This is a genomic window from Salinicola sp. MH3R3-1 (genome assembly GCF_001937155.1).
Classification (GTDB): domain Bacteria; phylum Pseudomonadota; class Gammaproteobacteria; order Pseudomonadales; family Halomonadaceae; genus Salinicola; species Salinicola halophyticus.
The window spans coordinates 74,068-93,060 of sequence record NZ_MSDP01000021.1 but is presented as its reverse complement, the minus strand read 5'-3'; the positions used below and the strand labels follow the sequence as shown (position 1 = coordinate 93,060).

Below are 18,993 nucleotides of genomic sequence, written 5' to 3'. Positions count from 1 at the left end.
CTAAAGCACACCCACCGGATAGGAACCGAGCACTTTCATGTCCTGGGCGCGACGGCGGACTTCATCCAGCACGCTGGCGATCTCGGGCTGGTCGAGGTGCCCCTTGAAGTCGATGAAAAACACGTAGTTCCAGGCGCCGGTTCGAGACGGTCGCGTCTCCAGCCGTGTCATGTCGACTCCGTGGCGATGGAACGGCTCAAGCAGACCGTGAAGCACGCCGGGCTCGTTGCGCATGGCGACCACCACCGTGGTCTTGTCGGTACCCGAGGGCGGCACCAGCTCGTTGCCGATGATCAGAAAGCGCGTGGAGTTGTCCGGGCGGTCCTCGATCTTCTCGGCGACGTGGTCGAGCCCGTAGAGCTGGGCGGCCATGTCGCCGGCGATCGCCGCGCTGTGCCACTCGGTCTTGACCAGCCGCGCGGCTTCGGCGTTGGACGATACCGCGACACGTTCGGCGTGCGGATAGTGCGCGTCCAGCCACTTGCGGCACTGGGCGAAGGATTGCGGATGCGAGTAGATCCGCGAGATCTTGTCGCGGCGGGTGACGCTCGACATCAGCAGATGATGGTGAATGCGCAGCACCACCTCGCCACTGATATGCAGGCCGGAATCCATGAAGGAATCCAGCGTGTTGTTGACCACGCCCTCGGTAGAGTTCTCGACTGGCACTACGCCATAATTGACCGCGCCCGCCTCGACTTCGCGGAAGACCTCGTCGATCGCCGCCATCGGCAGGCTGATCGCGCTGTGACCGAAGTGCTTGAGCGCCGCCTGCTGGGTAAACGTCCCTTCCGGGCCGAGATACGCCACCTTGATCGGCTTTTCCAGCGCCAGACAGGCCGACATGATTTCGCGAAACAGCCGCGCCATCTCCTCGCTGTGGAGCGGCCCGGGGTTGTTCTCCATCACCCGGCGCAGCACCTGGGCCTCGCGTTCGGGGCGATAGAACACCGCGTCGGGGTCATCCGCCGTCTTGACGTGGGCCACCTGGGCGGCGCATTCAGCCCGCTCGCTGATCAGGCGCAGCAGCTCGCCGTCGATGGTATCGATGCGTTGCCGCAAGGCCGCGAGATCCAGCGGCGAGTTCGGGGAGTCACTCATGACCGTTTCCTGATTGACTGTATCCTGATGCCCGTATTGCCAAGGCGTTGGATGGCGCTGCGCTCAACCGCGGCGGCGCTCGAAATCCTGCATGAAGGTGATCAGCGCCTGGACATCGGCTTCACTGACCGCATTGTAAAGGCTCGCGCGCATCCCGCCGACGCTGCGATGCCCCTTGAGGTTGAGAAGCCCCGCCGACTCGGCTTCGCTCAGAAAGACGGAATTCAACGACTCGTCCGCCAGCGTGAACGGCACGTTCATGATCGAGCGGTTGACCGGATCGATCGGATTGGCATAGAAGTCGCTGGTGTCGATCGCGGCGTAGAGTGCCTCGCACTTGCGTCGGTTGATCGTCTCCATCTCGTCCAGCCCGCCGATGTCGTGCTTGAGCCACTGGAATACCAGACCGGCCAGATACCAGGCGTAGGTCGGCGGCGTATTGATCATCGAATCGTTGTCGGCGTAGACCTTCCAGCCCAGCAGCGACGGCGTCTGCGGCAGCGCCCGCTCGAGCAGGTCGTCGCGCACGATGACCACGGTGATACCGGCGGGGCCGATATTCTTTTGCGCTCCGGCGTAGATCACTCCATAGCGACTGACATCCAGCGGCGTCGACAGAATCGACGACGACATGTCGCAGACCAACGGCACCTCGCCATTCGCCCCGTCGACCTGAGGCACGTAGTCGTAGGCCAGGCCACCGATGGTCTCGTTATGACAGTAATGCAGATAGGCAGCGTCGGCGGAGAGCGCGATCTCGTCCGGGCGCGGTACGTGAACGTAACCGTTGCCGCGGGTCGAGCCGGCAATGTGAGGACCTGCCAGATGCTTATTCGCGAGATTCAGATGCTTATTCGCGAGATCCAGATGCTCGGCTTCCTTGATCGCCTTGCCGGACCAGATGCCGGTATCCAGGTAGTTGGGTGACCCGCCCGGCCCCAGCAGATTGAGCGGCACACAGGCGAACTGCATCGTCGCGCCGCCCTGCATGAACAGCACCCGGTAGTTGTCGGGAATCGCCAGCAGATCGCGAAAATCCTGTTCTGCCTGAGCGGCGATCGCCTCGAACGTCGGGCTGCGGTGACTCATTTCCATCACCGACGCGCCCTGCCCGCGATAATCGAGCATCTCTTCGCGGGCGCGCTCCAGAACCGCGGTCGGCATCGCCGCCGGACCCGCGCAGAAATTGTGCAGACGTGTCATTGCCAGAATTCCTAGAAGTTGTCCGAAACTCGTCAACGGCTGAAAAACGTGCCACTGCCAGCGCCCCGGCTTGGCCGGGGCGCCTCACTTCACTCGCTGCGCGGCTCGTCGTCGTTCGAGCCATTGCCGTCCACCCCGTCGTCATCCGCCTCGGCGTCGCGATCAGTGTCGGACTCGTCAGCGGTGTCGTCGGCGGTCTCGGAGCCAGGCTGATCGGCATCGGCATCAACGGTTTCGGCATCGATCGCTTCGGCGTCGAGCAGCTCGTCGTCCTGAGGCTCGTCGACACGCACGGTCTTGACCAGGTGCTCGTCGTCACCCGTCCGAATCAGCGTGACACCCTGAGTGTTACGCGAGCTGATCGAGACTTCGGCGACACGCGTGCGGACCAGCGTACCGCGGTCGGTGATCAGCATCATCTCGTCGCTCGAGCGTACCTGCATCGCGGCCACCAGCGAGCCGTTACGTGAAGTCGTCTGCATCGCGATCACGCCTTGGCCGCCCCGTCCACGGAGCGGGAACTCCTCGAGCCGGGTACGCTTGCCGTAGCCATTCTCAGAGCCGGTCAGAATGTAGATCTGCTCGTCATTGACAGCGACGTTGCCATCACTATCGCCAGCATCAGCCGGGCTGTCGGACTCGGCGTCGGCTTCGGCATCGATGGTCTGGCTCTGGGGAATGATCAGGCTGATCACCTGGGCGTCGTCGAGCAGGCGCATCCCGCGCACACCGCGTGCGGTACGGCCCATGGCGCGCACGTTGCCTTCCTCGAAGCGGATCGCCTTGCCGTTGGAAGAGAGCATCATCACGTGATCCGAACCGGAGGTGATCGCGGCACCGATCAAACGGTCACCCTCATCGATGTCGATGGCGATCAGACCGACGCTACGCGGGCGGGAGAACTGATCCAGCGACGTCCGCTTCACCGTGCCGTTCGCGGTGGCGAAGAAGATGTAGCTGTCGGCGCGATACTCGCGCACCGGCAGGACGGCGCTGATCGACTCGTCGGCGTCCAGCGGCAGCAGATTGACCAGCGGCTTGCCGCGCGAGCCGCGGCTCGCGTTGGGCATCTCGTAGGTCTTGAGCCAGTACACCTTGCCGCGGCTGGAGAACAGCAGCATGGTGTCATGGGTCGAGGCGACCACCAGATGTTCGATGACGTCTTCGTCCTTCATGCTGGTCGCCGATTTGCCGCGGCCGCCACGTTTCTGCGCCTGGTAATCGGTGATCGGCTGGGTCTTGGCATAGCCGCCACGCGACAGCGTGACCACCATGTCTTCCTCGGCGATCAGATCTTCCATGGAGAGGTCGAGACGACTGGTGTGGATCTCGGTCCGGCGGTCGTTGCCGAACTGATCGCGAATCGACTCCAGCTCCTCGCGGATGACCTCGAGCAGGCGATCCGGCGAGGCCAGAATATGGTTGAGCTCGGCGATCTTCTCGAGAATGCTCAGGTACTCGTCGAGCAGCTTCTCGGTCTCCAACCCGGTCAGACGGTGCAGACGCAGTTCCAGAATAGCCTGGGCCTGCGCCGGGGAGAGCCGATACATGGCGCTGTCTTCGGACAGTCCATAGGGTCTTTCGCCAGCGCCCTCTTCGAGATCTTCCGGCTTGCACGACGTGGCGCCGGCGCGCTCGAGCATCCCGGTCACCTGACCCGGCTGCCAGTCGCGGCCCAGCAGCTTCTCCTTGGCCTCGGCCGCATTGGGCGAGGCCTTGATCAGCTCGATCACCTCATCGATGTTGGAGATCGCCACCGTCAGACCTTCGAGCAGATGACCGCGCTCGCGTGCCTTGCGCAGCTCGAAGAGCGTGCGACGGGTGACGACTTCACGCCGGTGACGCACGAAGGCTTCGAGCAGCTGCTTGAGGTTAAGCGTCTTGGGCTGGCCGTTGTCGAGCGCGACGATGTTGATCCCGAACACGTTCTCGAGCTGGGTATGCGCGAACAGATTGTTGACGACGACGTCGCCGGACTCGCCGCGCTTGATCTCGATCACCACCCGCAGGCCGTCCTTGTCGGACTCGTCGCGCAGCTCGGCGATGCCCTCGACCCGCTTCTCTTTCACCAGCTCGGCGATCTTCTCGATCAGCCGCGCCTTGTTGACCTGATAAGGCAGCTCGGTGATGACGATATGGTCACGACCGCTCTTCTTGTCGAACTCGACGGTGTGCTTGGCACGCACATAGATGCGCCCGCGCCCCGTCCGATACGCCTCGAGAATACCGGCGCGGCCGTTGATGATACCGGCGGTGGGGAAATCGGGGCCGGGGATATACTCCATCAGATCGTCGATCGTCAGGGTGTAGTCGTCGATCAGCGCCAGACAGCCGTTGATCACCTCGACCATGTTGTGCGGGGGAATGTTGGTCGCCATGCCGACGGCGATGCCGGAGGCACCGTTGATCAGCAGGTTCGGCACCTTGGTCGGCAGCACCTCGGGAATCCGCTCGGTGCCGTCGTAGTTGTCGACCCAGTCGACGGTGTCCTTCTCGAGATCGGCGAGCAACTCGTGAGAGAGCCGCGACATGCGCACCTCGGTGTAACGCATCGCGGCGGCGTTATCGCCATCGATGGAACCGAAGTTGCCCTGACCGTCGATCAGCACGTGACGCATCGAGAAGTGCTGGGCCATCCGCACGATAGTGTCGTAGACCGCACTGTCGCCGTGGGGATGATACTTACCGATCACATCGCCAACCACGCGCGCCGATTTCTTGTAGGCCTTGTTCCAGTCGTTGCCGAGCTCGTGCATGGCATAAAGCACACGCCGGTGGACCGGCTTCAAGCCATCGCGGACGTCAGGCAGTGCCCGCCCGATGATGACGCTCATCGCATAGTCCAAATAGGACTGCTTGAGCTCATCTTCGATGTTGACTGGCAGAATTTCTCTGGCGATATCACCCATGGGTCGTCAAATCCTTTGCACCGCTGCCACGACCGGAGTCCGGCCATGGCAGCGTTAATAAAGCCCCGGCAAGGCGACTGAGAGGCTCAGCCGCACAATCATGGGATAATACCATTTCAGGGGCTTCAAAGGCAGGCGTTGACGCGCTTTGAGCGGGTTTTCTACGTCGCTTCGGGTATCGCCACTACCAGCGGCCCCAGTCGCTCCGCCCATTCGCCCGTCATCGGGATCACCTGGCCGCTCTGCTGATCGAGCAGCACGAAGGTCAACGAGGCCGCCACCACCAGCTCGCCGCTGCCGACGTGAGTGATCCGATGCCCGACGACACCGCTGCGGCCGCCGACGCGGGTAAGGCAGGTCTCGACCTCGAGATCGTCGTTCATCACCGCCGCCCGGCGGTAATCGATGTTGAGATTGACCGCGACCAGCGCCACGCCCTGGGCCAGCCCCTCGGCGAATTCGGGATGGGCATCGACGTAGGCCCAGCGCCCCTCCTCGAGAAATTCCAGATAGCGGGCATGATTGACGTGGCCGTAGCCATCGAGATGGAAGCCGCGAACGCGGACTGCGGTCACGGTAGTGCGTGAATCCATGGAAGCCTCTCCTGGTTGGGCGCAAGGTTTGCCGTAGCTCGTAGCTCGTAGCTCGTAGCTCGTAGCTCGTAGCTCGTAGCTCGCAGCCAAAAACATACGCCCGTTTGAAACAGGCGCGCAAATATCAAAGGTCCACCTCGGTAGTAACAGCTGGGTCATTTCGCCATAATATGCCTCCTTTCAAACGGAACTGGCGCATGTGGTTCAAGCATTGTCATCTGTATCGCTGCCATGACGTCGAGGTCCTCTCGCTAGAGGATCTGGAAACCGCATTGGCAGAATTCGCATTTCGCCCCGTCTCCCCGCGTGAGGCACGGCGGGTCGGCTGGAGCGCACCGGCAGGCCGTCGCAGCGAACAGCGCGCGCATGAAATTCAGGGCCATCGGCTGCTGTCGATGCTGCGCCAGGAACGCCTGCTGCCGGCCGCGGTGATCAACGACGAAGTCAACGAGCGCAGCGAGGAGCGCGAACAGGCCGAGGGCCAGCCGCTGTCACGGCGCGAACGTCAACTGCTCAAGGAGCAGGTGATGGAGGAACTACTGCCGCAGGCTTTCACCCGCACCCAGCGGGTCGAACTGTGGTGGGACACTCGCAAGCGCCTGATCGGCATCAACGCGTCCAGCCGCAAGCGCGCCGAAGAAGTGCTGGACCTGCTGCGTCAGTCGCTGGGTTCGCTCAAGGTCACTCCCCTGGCGACTAAAACGCCGCCGGCACGGGGGATGACCCAGTGGCTGAGCGATCCGGCCAGCCGCCCCGCCAGCCTGTTGCTGGGCGACCAGGTCGAGTTGCGCGCCGCCGAGGACGACGGCGTGCTGCGCGCCCGCAAGGTCGATCTCGACAGCGAGGAGATTCAGTCGCTGCTCGAGAACGGGCGCCAGGCGAGCCAGCTGAGCCTGGGGAGCGAAGGCCAGCTTCGCGTCATGCTGCACGACGATCTGGCGCTCAAGTCGCTGCAGTTCGACGACGCGCTGCTGGACGAAGCCAGCCAGAGCGACAGCGGAGAGGACCCGATCGTGAGTCTGGAGACGGACTTCGCGCTGATGTCGCAGACGCTTTCCACCTTCGTCGACCAACTCATCGAATGGCTGGGCGGTGAAGCCGACCCGGCAACGCCGACACCATGACGCCACGATCCAATACCGACAACAATACCGTGCCCGGTAACGATGCCGTAAACGGCAGCGGCGCCGTGACCGACGCCAAGCCTTCGGTGACCGCTAACCAACATAGCGCCGAAGCGGCGATCGATCTCGATCGCTTCGCCGACATTCGCCCCTATCACGACGAAGAGGTCGAAGCCGTACTGGCCCGACTGGCGCATGACAGCGAGCTGCTGGATGCGATCACCCGCTTTCGTCTGCCGCGGCTGGCCCGTTTCGCCCCGCCATTGGCGCGGGCATTGGCGAGCTTTCGGCTTCAGCGCGAGATGCGCGGCGTCAAGACCGTGCGCGATCTCCAGCTGCGTATTGCCGACTACATGGCCCACATGATCAGCCACTCCACCCGCGGCTTCACGGTCGAGGGGCTGGATCGGCTGGACGCGAATCAGGCCTACCTGTTCATCGGCAATCACCGCGATATCGCCATGGACCCGGCCTTCGTCAACTACGCGCTGTACAGCGAAGGCCACGACACCGTACGCATCGCCATCGGTGACAACCTTTTGCAGAAGCCTTTCGTCACCGACCTGATGCGGCTCAACAAGAGCTTCATCGTGCCGCGTTCGGCCAAGGGCAAACGCGCGATGCTGGCGGCGTATCAGTCGCTTTCGGGCTATATCCGTCATTCGATCACCGACGACAACCACTCGGTGTGGATGGCGCAGCGCGAGGGCCGGGCCAAGGACGGCATCGATCGAACCGATAGCGCCATCGTCAAGATGCTGTGCATGGCACGACGTTTGGAAGAAGGCGACAGCGACATCGGTCAGGCCGTGCAGGAACTCAAGATCGTGCCGGTCTCGATCAGCTACGAGTACGACCCCTGCGCGATCAACAAGGCCCGCGAGCTGCATGCCAAGGAGACCGACGGCGCCTACCAGAAAGTGGAGTTCGAGGATATCTTCTCGATCGTCGCCGGCATCACCGGCGACAAGGGGCGCGTCAAGCTCAAGTTCGGCACGCCGCTCTCCAGCGATTTCGAAAGCGCCGACCAGGTCGCCGAAGAGATCGACCGCCAGGTGCTGGAAAATTACCCGACCTTTCCCAGCCATCAACTGGCACTGGCGGAAACCGGCCTGGCGCCGGAGCTGGTCGATCTTTCCGGCGTCACCCCGGAAGACCGCGAGCGCTTTCAGACCCAGCTGGCTGCCGTCCCCGATGCGCTGCGCCACTGGTGGCTGTTGCAGTACGCCAACCCGATTCTGAATCGGGCCGGAAAAGCGCACAGCCGCGACACCTGAGCGCCGCTATGCCCTCCGGCACACGCGGTTGAGTTCAGACAGCCCTACCGCCATCGCCCCGCGATGGCGGTTTTTTATGGGCGCTCGGTAAGTGGCGACGGAAGAACCTCGATGGCGATGAAACAACATTGATACCCCCGAGCGAACACTCGGGCCGATGAAAAACGTTCGTGACGATAAAACGTTCGTGACGATGACAGATGTCACTTGCGCCAGAAGAACGGTGTCATCAATACCAGCACGGTGAGGATCTCGAGTCGACCCATCAGCATGCCGACGGAGAGCAGCCACTTGGCGGCATCCGGCAGCGAGGCGAAGTTGCCGGCGGGGCCGATCGTATTCCCCAACCCTGGGCCGACGTTGGCCAGCGCCGTGGCCGCCCCGGTAATCGCGGTAACCATGTCGAGCCCCAGCGCGGCCAGCGCCAGCGCCAGCACCGCCACGGTCAGAAAGAAGAAGAACGAGAAGGCCATGACCGCCCGCACCACTTCGTCGTTGAGCGGACGCCCGTTGTAGCGCTGGGCGAACACGCCGCTGGGGTGCACCAGGTAGCGCAGCTGATTGGCCAGCAGCATGCCGCCGATCTGAAAGCGGAAAATCTTCATGCCGCCGCTGGTCGAACCGCTGCAGCCGCCGATGAAGGTGATGAAGAAAAACGTGGTGACCGCCAGCGGCCCCCACTGGGTGTAATCCGCGCTAGCGTAGCCGGTGGTCGTTACCACCGAAATCACGTTGAAAGCGACATTCGTCAACGCCTCGAAAGGCGCATCCGAGAACGCCAGCACCCGGTAGAGCGTCAGCGCCGTGATCACCATGATCAACAGCCCGACCAGACCGCGCACCTGCTGGTCCTCCCACAGCGCGCCCCGGCTATCGCGCAGCAGACGAATGTAGAGCACGAACGGCAGCGCGCCGCCGAGCATGAACAGACAGCCCAGCCACAGGATCAGCGGCTGATCGTGGTAGATACCGAACGAGGCGTCGTAGTTGGCGAAGCCGCCGGTGGAAACCGAACTCATGGCGTGCACGACGGCATCCAGCATGCCCATGCCCGCCAGCCGGTAGCTCAGAATCGCAGCCAGGGTCAGCCCGAGATAGATAAAGGTCGACGCCTTGGCGATACCGCCGGCCCGCGGTAGTACCTTGTCCGACCAGTCGGAGGATTCGGTCTGGAACAGCCGCATGCCGCCGACCTTCAGAAACGGCAGGATCGCGATCGCCATCACGATGATCCCGATGCCGCCCAGCCACTGCATCAGCCCGCGCCAGAGTTTCAACCCATCCGACAGATTATCGATGCCCGAGAGCACGGTGGAGCCGGTGGTAGTGATCGCCGAGACCGACTCGAACACCGCATCGGTGAACGACAGCTGCGGCGCCCCCAGCACCAGCGGCAGGCTGGCGAAGGCGCTGATCACCGCCCAGCTCGACGTGGTCAGGATGAACATGTGGCGCGTCTTCAACTCAACCGAGGTGCGCCAGGTCCAGATCAGCAGCGAACTCGAGACGATCGCTACCAACCCCATCGACTTGAGAAACGCCCACAGATCGGGGTCGTTCTCCAACCCCAGCATGATCACCGGCGGCACCATGAACAGCGCCAATACGATCAACAACAGCGCCAGAATCTTGAAAATCGGCTTGGCGTCTTGCAAGACTTCCTCCTGATCCCATTACCGTTCGGCTGTTATTGCCGCGACGAGCCGAATGAACCGCAGCGATGATAGGCCATCCCGACGCGCAAGACACGACCCGGACACCATTTGTTATCGATACGCCTTGCCTAGGACTTGCAGTAAAAAGCCGCCGAAAGCCGCGGAACGGATCCGCTCTGGGCCCGCAGCGAGATATGCTATGGTGGCGCCAATCATCACCGCCGAACATGACCCGCCAAGTACGAGAGGAAAACCCCATGAGTTCCGCTTCGGAAATGCAGAAGACCCGCGTCATTCAGGAGCTTCGCGCCTTCATCAAGAAACTGCTGCAGGAACCCGGCATTCTCGAGAACTCGCTGACCATTGCCAAGCGCCACTCCGACGGCAGCAACGACGCCACGGCCTGGGCGACCATCGCCAACGAGATTTCAGACACCACCAGCGTGCATATTCCGGAGGACCCCGCCGAGCATTCGGAAGCGGATAGGCTGTTTTTGGAAGTGTTGCGGGAGGTCGTGGGGGAAGAAAAGGCGCTTTACTGAGGTTATAATACAGTAGGTTGCAGAACGAGAAAGGCCGGCGAGCGCCGGCCAATTCTATTAATCACGAATAGCTTGATTATTCTTCGTCAGCGCCAGAGCAGCTGTCAGGGATAGCCGGGTCGCCAGCAGTAATAGTAGTGGAACAAGCCCAACCACCGCCGGTAGTGTCTCCATTCGTCGTAGAAGTCTGGCGAGTCAAGATAATGGCTTTACCATCGTAATTGCCCCCATCAAACTCAAACTGAATAGCAGCCTGACTGCCGCCACTGCCTTTATTAGAGATCGACAATGTTCCGTTCTGAACTGATTCTGCATTCAGACCAAGCTCTTCGATCGGGTTGGCTTCATCTAAGTTAGAAAGGTCACCATACTGCTGTATCTCCAACTCTGCTGGCGTTTGCAGCGACTTGAGAGTCGCCAATGCCGCTGTAAACTGCGAACGCGCCACATAATTCTGATATTGCGGAATCGCGATGGCGGCGAGAATGCCGATAATCGCGACGACGATCATGAGTTCGATCAGGGTGAAGCCGCCCTGCCGGCGTGACATATTCTTTCGTGTTTGCTGCATCGTGGTTCCCTGCCTTGCTGTTGTTGGATTGATCGCTGAATCGATCGATGAATCGTTCGTTGAGTCAACCGTTGAGCCCAGTGTCGAGCCGCTCGACGTGATCCCTCTCGTCATACCTGCCGCGCGCCCCGAATTTTGCGTTCCGCCCGCCTGCCTTGCTCGAGCCTGACAGCCCCGTCGAATCCGCCCGAGCCGCTCTAACCCTGCACACGCGTCGATACGTAAAATTACCTTCAGTGACACTACAGTCGCGTTATCGGCCGATTGCGAAGAATACTTAAAGAAAAAATGCCGTTCGCCGATAGCAGCATCATTGGAGACGGTAAGGATCGACTTTTCAGGTTTCGATCGACCGCCTGCCCGTTCGTCAGCCAGTCAGCCGGGGCCCTATTTCCATGCCGGACGTCATCACCTCGCGCGCACAGAGCAGTCTCGCTCAGCGCTTTATCGAACATCGCCTGATCGGGGCGGCGGACTGCGAGCAGGCGTTCCGTGAAGCGGCCGACAAACAGCTGACGCTGCTGGAGTTCCTGGTTCGCGAGGGCCGGATCGATGCCCGCGAGGCCGGTATTCTGGCCGCCCGCGAATACGGTTTGCCGTTCATGGACCTGAAGGACGTCGACTGGGACAAGCTGCCGGTCATCGAACCGGTGGCGGACAAGGTCATCCGACGCTTCCAGGTGCTACCGCTGGCCCGCGACGATCGCCGTCTCACCGTGGCGATCGCCTTCCCCGCCACGCTGGCGAGCCTCGACGAGCTGCAGTTCACCACCGGTCTGGCGATCGAGGGCGTGCTGGTGCCGTTCGATCAGCTGGAACGGGCGCTGGCCAAGCGCTATCAGCACCACGAGACCTCCGGCATGCTGGAAGCGCTGGGGGAAGCCAGCGATTCGCTGACCCTGGACACCAGCGAGGCGGATCTGGCGAGCGAAGCCGCGGCGTTCGACAAGGGCGGCGAGGACGACGAGCCGGTGGTGCGCTTCGTCAACAAGATTCTGCGCGACGCCATCCATCGCGGCGCGTCGGACATCCACTTCGAACCCTACGAATCCAGCTACCGGATTCGCTTTCGCGTCGACGGCATGCTGATCGAGATCGCCCGGCCGCCGCTTAATCTGCGCACCCGCCTGGCCGCGCGGCTCAAGGTCATGGCCCGACTGGATATCTCCGAGCGCCGCCTGCCGCAGGATGGCGCGATGAAGATTCGACTCGATGCCCAGCGTGCCATCGATTTCCGCGTCAACACCCTGCCCACCGTGTTCGGCGAGAAGATCGTGCTGCGCCTGCTGGATGCCCGGACCGCCAGCTTCGGTATCGATGCGCTGGGCTTTGCGCCGGACCAACGGCGGCTGTTCGAAGCCGCGCTGGCCGAACCCCAGGGCATGATTCTGGCCACCGGGCCGACGGGCAGCGGCAAAACGGTGACGCTTTACACCGGCATCAACCAGCTCAATACCGAGGAGCGCAACATCTCGACGGCCGAGGACCCGGTGGAGCTCAAGGTACCCGGGGTCAATCAGGTCAACGTGCAGCCGCGCATCGGCCTCGACTTCGCCAGCGCCCTGCGCGCCTTCCTGCGCCAGGATCCGGACGTGGTGATGGTCGGCGAGATCCGCGATCTGGAAACCGCCGAGATCGCGGTCAAGGCAGCCCAGACCGGCCACCTGGTGCTATCGACGCTGCATACCAATTCCGCCGCCGAAACCCTTACGCGCCTGCGCAACATGGGCGTCGCGAGCTTCAATATCGCAAGCTCGGTGTCGCTGATCATTGCCCAGCGACTGGCGCGCCTACTCTGTCCGCGCTGCAAGGCGCCGGCGGAAATTCCTCATGAGGTGCTGCGTCGGGAAGGCGTCTCACCGGAGAAGCTGGCTGACACCACGCTCTACCGCGCCGTGGGCTGTGACCACTGCACGCTGGGCTACAAGGGCCGCATCGGGATCTATGAAGTCGTGCCGGTGGACGATGCCATGAGCCAATTGATCATGACCGATAGCCACGCCCTCGAACTCGCCCGCGCAGCGCGCACCGCCGGCTTTCCGGGGCTGCGCCAGAGCGGGATCGACAAGGTGCTCCAGGGCCTGACCAGCCTTGAGGAGATCAATCGCGTGACCACCGACTAGCCCATGCGCGGCCACCGAAGACCTCGCACTCTCTTTTCATCGATTCACTGTCAGGAACGCACGCATGGCGACCACGCTCAAGTCAGCCAGACCGTTGAGGCCCTCCAAATCACCCAAGCGAGTGGTGATGCACCGCTGGCAGTGGCGCGGCAAGAATCTGCGTGGCGAAGCGGTTTCCGGAGAGCTGATTGCCAGCGAAATCGCGGATGTGCGCAGTGAACTGACCCGCCAGAAGATCATCGTCAAACGGATCACCCGCAAGACCGGGATGTTCGGTCTGGGCCGGATCAAGTCAAAGGACATCACGCTGTTCTCGCGTCAGCTGGCGACCATGATTCGTGCCGGCGTGCCGCTGCTGCAGGGCTGCAAGGTCGTCGCCGAAACCCTCAAGAATCCGGCCATGCGCAATCTGGTCGAGACGCTGGCCAACGATATCAGCGCCGGCGCCAGCTTCTCCGAAGCGCTGGCCAAGCATCCCTCGCGATTCGACCGCATGTTCGTCAACATGGTCGCCGCCGGCGAACAGGCCGGCGCCCTGGACAAGATGCTCGAACGCGTGGCCAGCTACCGCGAAAAGGTCGAGACCCTCAAGGGCCGAGTCAAGAAAGCGCTCTACTACCCGACCGCGGTGGTGCTGGTGGGCATCGGTGTGACCGCCCTGCTGCTGGTCAAGGTGGTCCCCCAGTTCCAGAGCCTGTTCAACGGCTTCGGCGCCGAGCTGCCGGCGTTTACCCAGTTCACGGTGCATCTTTCCCAATTGACCCAGGCCTACTGGTGGCAGGCGATTCTTGCCGCCGCGGCGATTGTGTTCGGACTACGCCAGGCGATGAAACGCTCGCCGGCCTTCGCCTATCGTGCCGATCAACTGGTGCTCAAGCTGCCGGTCATCGGCAATATCGTCGACAAGGGCTCGATAGCGCGTTTCTCGCGGACCCTGGCGACAACGTTCAATGCCGGTATTCCGCTGGTCGAAGCGCTCGATACGGCCGCCGGCGCCACCGGCAACCGGGTCCACCAGCGGGCGATTGCCAGCATTCGCGAGGACGTCGGCACCGGCCAGCAGCTCAACTTCGCCATGCGTCGGACAAAAATTTTTCCCGTGATGGCCGTTCAGATGGTCAGCATCGGCGAGGAGGCCGGCGAACTGGATACCATGCTCGACAAGGTGGCGGAGTTCTACGAGGAGGAGGTCGACAATCAGGTCGACGCGCTGACCTCGCTGCTGGAGCCGTTCATTCTGGTGGTACTGGGAACGCTGGTTGGTGGGCTGGTCGTGTCGATGTATTTGCCTATTTTCCAGATGGGTTCCGCCATTTAGGTTGTTATTCATGACTGCGCGCATCCGCCGCGTTGTAGCCCGCCACCTCGAAATCCTCACGGACAACCGCGTCCGCTCCGGGTTCTCGGCGTCGGGCGCCTAGCGGCAAAAGCGCTCGACAATGAATCTCGACCTCAGCGCACTCAAAAGCCAGCTTTCATATGCGTTACCCTTAGCGGTGACTATTTATTCGATGTTCGTGGAGTTTCCGTTGTCCGACCTTCCCCCTCTAATTCTCTGGCCGCTGGCGTTTCTATTCGGCGCGGCGCTTGGCAGCTTTCTCAATGTCGTCATCGTGCGGCTGCCGGTGATGCTGATGCGCCGCTGGCGGGCCGAGGCGCTGGCAGCGCTGGAGCAGCCGACGGAAGTCGATGCGCCCTACAATCTGGCGACGCCACGGTCGCACTGCCCCGGCTGCGGGCATTTCATCGCCTGGCACGACAACCTGCCGCTGATCGGCTGGCTCAAGCGTCGCGGCCGCTGTGCCGCCTGCGGCACGTCGATCAGCGCCCAGTATCCGCTGGTCGAACTGGCCGCGGCGCTGCTGACGGTGGCGGTCATCGCCCTGCACGGTTTGAGCTGGCAGAGCCTGTGGCTGATCGGCGCCTGTCTGACCCTGCTGGCCATGGCCGTGATCGATTGGCGAACCCAGCTGTTGCCGGATGCGTTGACCCTGCCGCTGCTCTGGGCCGGGCTGCTCTACCAATGGCTGTTCGATCCGCTGATGCTGGCAAGCGCGGTGCTGGGGGCGGCCGCCGGATATCTGTCGCTATGGTCGATCTACTGGCTGTTCAAGCTGACCACCGGCAAGGAAGGGATGGGCTACGGTGATTTCAAGCTGATGGCGGCGCTCGGCGCCTGGCTCGGCTGGCAGAATCTACCGCTGCTACTGTTGATTTCCGCGGGTGTCGGCGCGATCGTCGGCTTGATCCTGATCGCCTCGCGTCAGCAGAATCGCGACCAATCGATGCCGTTCGGACCCTACCTCGCGCTGGCCGGATGGATCTCGTTGCTGGTCGGCGCGCCGCTGCTGGCCGGCTATCAGGCGCTGCTGATGGGAGGCTGGCAATGAGCACCGACGACAGGCAAGCCGAAGCGGAAATCGCCACGCTGGTCGTTGGCGTGACCGGCGGGATCGGCTCGGGCAAGAGCGCAGTGGCGGATGCCTTTGGCGACCTGGGCATTGGCTGGGTCGATGCCGATCAGGTGGCGCGGGAAGTCGTCATGCCGGGCGAGCCGGCACTGGCCGCTATCGTCGAGCGCTATGGCCCGACGATCCTGCAGCCGGACGGCACGCTCGACCGGCGCGCGCTCCGCACTCGAATATTCGACGACGAGGCGGAACGCCGGTGGCTGGAACACGAGACCCACCCGCGTATCCGTCAGGGTCTGATGAGACACCTGGAACGGCTGGCCGGCAGCGGCGCGCCTTACTGCCTGCTGGTCTCGCCGCTGCTGACCGAGTCGGGGCAGCGCGAGCTGGTCGATCGGATTCTGGTGGTCGACGTGCCGCAGGAACTCCAGATTTCCCGCACCCTGGCACGCGATGGTGTCGATCGACGTCAGGTGGAATCCATCATGGCCGCGCAGAACCCGCGGGAACATCGTCTTGCAGCCGCCGATGACGTCATCGACAATGGACGCGACCACCAACATCTACTCGAACAGGTCGCCCGGCTGGATATCCGCTATCGTCAACTGGCTCGTTCACGGGAACGATAGCGGCCGATACCCAAGCCGCCGCGCCAATCTCCGACACAAAAGCCACCGACACGACACCTCTCGCCATGACCCGACGTAACGACCCCAGTAATGATGCAGCCCCGGGTTCCGATCCCGCCTCCGGCAAGAAGCCGTTGACGGTACCCTGCCCTCAGTGCCAGAAACCGATCGCCTGGACGACCGAAAATCTCTATCGGCCATTCTGCTCGAAACGCTGCAAGCTACTCGATCTCGGTGCCTGGGCCGACGGCTCTCATCGTATCGCCGGTGAACCGCACATGGATGAAACCGAACTCGACGAACTGATCGATCGCCTCGAGCGCGGCGAATAGTCCGTTCACACCCGGAGTACCGACGCTTCCCACAGCGTAACTCTCCACGGCGTAACTCCCCACAGCGTAACTCTCCACAGCATAACTCCGTGGCCAATAACGAAGACGCCGCACCCATTGGGTGCGGCGTCTTCATTTTTGACTCGTGGCTCGTGGCTCGTGGCTCGTGGCTCGTGGCTCGTGGCTCAGGAATCGTTGCGCCAGAAATCACGGATCGACGCGATGCCTTGAGCGCCGACCGCGCGCGCCTGACTGGCGTGATGGCGAGTCATGCCGCCCAGCGCGAAGACCGGCATCGCGGCCGTTTCCACCATCTGCTGGAAATCGTGCCAGCCGATGGTGACGGCATCGGGATGCGACGGTGTCGGCGCCAGCGGTGAAAGAGTGACGAAATCGCAGTCGATCGCACCCGCCTGAACCAGCTGCTCGTCACCATGCGTCGAGGCACCCAGCCACTTGTTGCCGGGGATCGGGCGATGCTTGAGCGCCATCAGCCGCGCGCTGGTCAGATGAATGCCGTCGGCATCGACCCGTTGCAGCCATTCGGGATCGGCGTTCAACAGCAGCTTGGCCCTGTAGCGCCGGCACAGTTCCAGGGTTTTTTCCGCCCTTGCCTGATAAGCGGCGTCGTCCAGGCCTTTCGCGCGCAGCTGCACCAGCCGGACATTGTCTTCCTTCAGCGCCCGTTCGAGCCGCTGCAGAAAGACCGTATCGTCCGCCTCTTCCGCAGTAATCAGATACTCCTGGGGAAGCGCCACCGCCTGCAGGATCGGCAGGTTGGCCGCCGGGAACGGATAGTTGGGCAGGTCATCCACATCGACCCAGCGCACCGGCTGGCCTTCCCGGCCGTATGGGTCGCCGTCGTATTCGCGCACCTGCCACACGTCCAGCAGGATATGCTTGTCGGGGTATTCATGGTGCACCCGGATTAGCGGCTGGGCGCGCAGGATCTGAATGCCGAGCTCCTCGCTCAGCTCCCGCTTGAGCGCCTCCAATCCGGTCTCGTAGGGCGCCAGCTTGCCCCCGGGGAACTCCCACAGACCGCCCTGATCGGCCGTTGCCGGGCGCTTGGCGATCAGCACCCGTCCGTCGCCGCGAATGACGGCTGCTGCCGCTACATGGACCCGTCTTTTGATCATTTTGCTCAGTCTCTCGTACCACTGCAGTGTTTACGCTTTGTCTCGAAAATGCCTGCGCTCGCCGATTTTTTCAGACAGAGCTGACTCTTGACCCGCGAGGTCGACATGGCGCGCATCGTCCGGAATCGCTCAACTACGGTAATCCGCGTTGATCGATACGTAATCGTGGGATAGATCCGAGGTCCAGACCGTCGCGCTGGCCGTGCCCCGACCAAGCCGAATCCGGATGGGGATCTCCTCCTGAGCCATGACCCGGCTGCCGATCTCTTCGGTATAGCTATCGGCGCGCCCGCCGTGTTCGACCAGGCGTTCGCCGCCGAGATCGATGACGATACGCTCGACATCGAGGCCCTCCACCGGCGCGCGACCCACAGCGGCGAGAATCCGCCCCCAATTGGCATCGCAGGCGTAGAGCGCGGTCTTGACCAGCGGCGAGTGCGCCACCGTGAACGCGACCGCGCGGGCCTCGTCGACACTGGCCGCCTGTTCGACGTCGAGCGTGACGAACTTGGTCGCGCCCTCGCCATCGCGGATGATCGCCTGGGCCAGCTCGGTCAATACCGTCGTCAGCGCCTCACGGAAGCGTCGCTCGTCGTCGGCGGACTCGACAGCCGCGCCGCGGCCCGTGGCGATCAGGGTGCAGGCGTCGTTGGTGGAGGTATCGGAATCCACGGTGATCGAATTGAACGAGACCTGGACCGATTCGCGCAGCCACTGTTGAAGCTTAGACGCTTCGACGGTCGCGTCGCAGGCGACGAAACCCAGCATGGTCGCCATATTGGGCTGGATCATGCCCGAGCCCTTGCTGATGCCGTTGATCGTGACGGTGCCGCCGCTGAGCTCGACCTGAGCCGAGGCGCCCTTGATCCGGGTGTCGGTGGTCATGATGCCCTCGGCGGCCAGTGCCCATCCGGCTTCGTCCAACGATTCCATTGCCGCCGACATGCCGCCGACGATGCGCGCCACCGGCAGAGGTTCGCCGATCACGCCGGTCGAGAACGGCAGTATCTGAGCGGCATCAACCCCGGCCAGATCGGCCAAAGAGGCACAGCAGCTTTCGGCATCCTGACGCCCGCGTGCACCGGTTCCGGCATTGGCGTTACCGGTGTTGATCAGCAGATAGCGCGGCGCGGACTGCTGCAAGTGATCACGCGCCACCTGTACCGGCGCGGCACAGAAGGCGTTGCGCGTGAACGTCGCCGCGACCGCAGCGCCTTCCGGTATCTCGATCACCACCAGGTCACGCCGATCCGGCTTCTTGATCCCGGCCATCGCCGTGCCCAGGCGCACGCCTCCGATGGCGGGCATCTCCGGGAATACTGACTTACCTACGGCCATCTCGATTCTCCTTGAAAGGCCCGACTCGCGCCGAGCCCGCCACGCT

General features: G+C 62.8%; 16 protein-coding genes. 8 read left to right on the top strand and 8 right to left on the bottom strand.

Annotated features, from left to right (window positions below; all coding sequences use genetic code 11):
- The 4 genes from pheA to BTW08_RS14065 all read right to left on the bottom strand — a co-directional run bounded on the left by pheA (position 1) and on the right by BTW08_RS14065 (position 5,806).
- Positions 1 to 1,101: a prephenate dehydratase gene (gene pheA / locus BTW08_RS14080; protein WP_075563156.1), complete on the bottom strand. Its 1,101-nt coding sequence runs from the start codon at positions 1,099 to 1,101 to the stop codon at positions 1 to 3.
- Between the two features lie 63 nt (positions 1,102 to 1,164).
- Positions 1,165 to 2,304 (bottom strand): 3-phosphoserine/phosphohydroxythreonine transaminase, encoded by a 1,140-nt coding sequence (serC, locus tag BTW08_RS14075; RefSeq protein WP_075563155.1) that lies wholly within the window; start codon positions 2,302 to 2,304, stop codon positions 1,165 to 1,167.
- A gap of 89 nt (positions 2,305 to 2,393) precedes the next feature.
- Positions 2,394 to 5,213 carry a DNA gyrase subunit A gene (gene gyrA / locus BTW08_RS14070; protein WP_075563154.1) on the bottom strand — a complete coding sequence of 940 codons (2,820 nt, stop codon included), beginning with the start codon at positions 5,211 to 5,213 and terminating at the stop codon, positions 2,394 to 2,396.
- A 161-nt stretch (positions 5,214 to 5,374) separates the two neighbouring features.
- On the bottom strand, positions 5,375 to 5,806 hold the full coding sequence (locus tag BTW08_RS14065) for a thioesterase family protein (RefSeq protein ID WP_075563153.1): 432 nt from the start codon (positions 5,804 to 5,806) through the stop codon (positions 5,375 to 5,377).
- Positions 5,807 to 6,003: 197 nt separating this feature from the next.
- Here BTW08_RS14065 and BTW08_RS14060 point away from each other — a divergent pair, with 197 nt between their 5' ends.
- Positions 6,004 to 6,930, top strand: coding sequence for a recombination-associated protein RdgC (locus tag BTW08_RS14060; protein ID WP_075563152.1), 927 nt, complete (start codon positions 6,004 to 6,006; stop codon positions 6,928 to 6,930).
- Positions 6,927 to 8,207 carry a 1-acyl-sn-glycerol-3-phosphate acyltransferase gene (locus BTW08_RS14055; RefSeq protein ID WP_139313666.1) on the top strand — a complete coding sequence of 427 codons (1,281 nt, stop codon included), beginning with the start codon at positions 6,927 to 6,929 and terminating at the stop codon, positions 8,205 to 8,207. Before BTW08_RS14060 ends, BTW08_RS14055 begins: the two co-directional genes overlap by 4 nt.
- A gap of 203 nt (positions 8,208 to 8,410) precedes the next feature.
- Here the strand turns inward: BTW08_RS14055 and BTW08_RS14050 are convergent, their stop codons facing one another.
- The gene (locus BTW08_RS14050) at positions 8,411 to 9,862 is read right to left on the bottom strand and encodes a TrkH family potassium uptake protein (protein WP_075563151.1); all 1,452 of its coding nucleotides are present in this window, start codon (positions 9,860 to 9,862) and stop codon (positions 8,411 to 8,413) included.
- 257 nt (positions 9,863 to 10,119) lie between these two features.
- Between BTW08_RS14050 and BTW08_RS14045 the strand changes: the two genes are divergently transcribed.
- A complete protein-coding gene (locus tag BTW08_RS14045; RefSeq protein ID WP_075563150.1) occupies positions 10,120 to 10,404 on the top strand; it encodes a hypothetical protein in 285 nt (94 codons plus the stop codon).
- Positions 10,405 to 10,480: 76 nt separating this feature from the next.
- Here BTW08_RS14045 and BTW08_RS19460 read toward each other — a convergent pair whose 3' ends face one another.
- Complete coding sequence (locus tag BTW08_RS19460) at positions 10,481 to 10,975, bottom strand: pilin (RefSeq protein ID WP_281492026.1); 495 nt, start codon at positions 10,973 to 10,975, stop codon at positions 10,481 to 10,483.
- A gap of 395 nt (positions 10,976 to 11,370) precedes the next feature.
- Here BTW08_RS19460 and pilB point away from each other — a divergent pair, with 395 nt between their 5' ends.
- The 5 genes from pilB to yacG all read left to right on the top strand — a co-directional run bounded on the left by pilB (position 11,371) and on the right by yacG (position 16,470).
- Complete coding sequence (pilB, locus tag BTW08_RS14035; protein ID WP_075563149.1) at positions 11,371 to 13,098, top strand: type IV-A pilus assembly ATPase PilB; 1,728 nt, start codon at positions 11,371 to 11,373, stop codon at positions 13,096 to 13,098.
- Positions 13,099 to 13,162: 64 nt separating this feature from the next.
- Positions 13,163 to 14,416 (top strand): type II secretion system F family protein, encoded by a 1,254-nt coding sequence (locus BTW08_RS14030; RefSeq protein ID WP_075563148.1) that lies wholly within the window; start codon positions 13,163 to 13,165, stop codon positions 14,414 to 14,416.
- 211 nt (positions 14,417 to 14,627) lie between these two features.
- Positions 14,628 to 15,488, top strand: coding sequence for an A24 family peptidase (locus BTW08_RS14025; protein WP_246837754.1), 861 nt, complete (start codon positions 14,628 to 14,630; stop codon positions 15,486 to 15,488).
- Entirely contained in the window at positions 15,485 to 16,138 is a 654-nt protein-coding gene (coaE, locus tag BTW08_RS14020) for a dephospho-CoA kinase (RefSeq protein ID WP_246837753.1), read from the top strand. The genes BTW08_RS14025 and coaE overlap by 4 nt, the downstream gene beginning before the upstream one ends.
- 65 nt (positions 16,139 to 16,203) lie before the next feature.
- Positions 16,204 to 16,470: a DNA gyrase inhibitor YacG gene (gene yacG / locus BTW08_RS14015; RefSeq protein ID WP_083627885.1), complete on the top strand. Its 267-nt coding sequence runs from the start codon at positions 16,204 to 16,206 to the stop codon at positions 16,468 to 16,470.
- 185 nt (positions 16,471 to 16,655) lie between these two features.
- Here the strand turns inward: yacG and BTW08_RS14010 are convergent, their stop codons facing one another.
- Positions 16,656 to 17,609, bottom strand: coding sequence for a Nudix family hydrolase (locus BTW08_RS14010; RefSeq protein ID WP_075563146.1), 954 nt, complete (start codon positions 17,607 to 17,609; stop codon positions 16,656 to 16,658).
- A gap of 129 nt (positions 17,610 to 17,738) precedes the next feature.
- The gene (gene argJ / locus BTW08_RS14005) at positions 17,739 to 18,947 is read right to left on the bottom strand and encodes a bifunctional glutamate N-acetyltransferase/amino-acid acetyltransferase ArgJ (RefSeq protein WP_075563145.1); all 1,209 of its coding nucleotides are present in this window, start codon (positions 18,945 to 18,947) and stop codon (positions 17,739 to 17,741) included.
- Positions 18,948 to 18,993 lie beyond the last annotated feature (46 nt).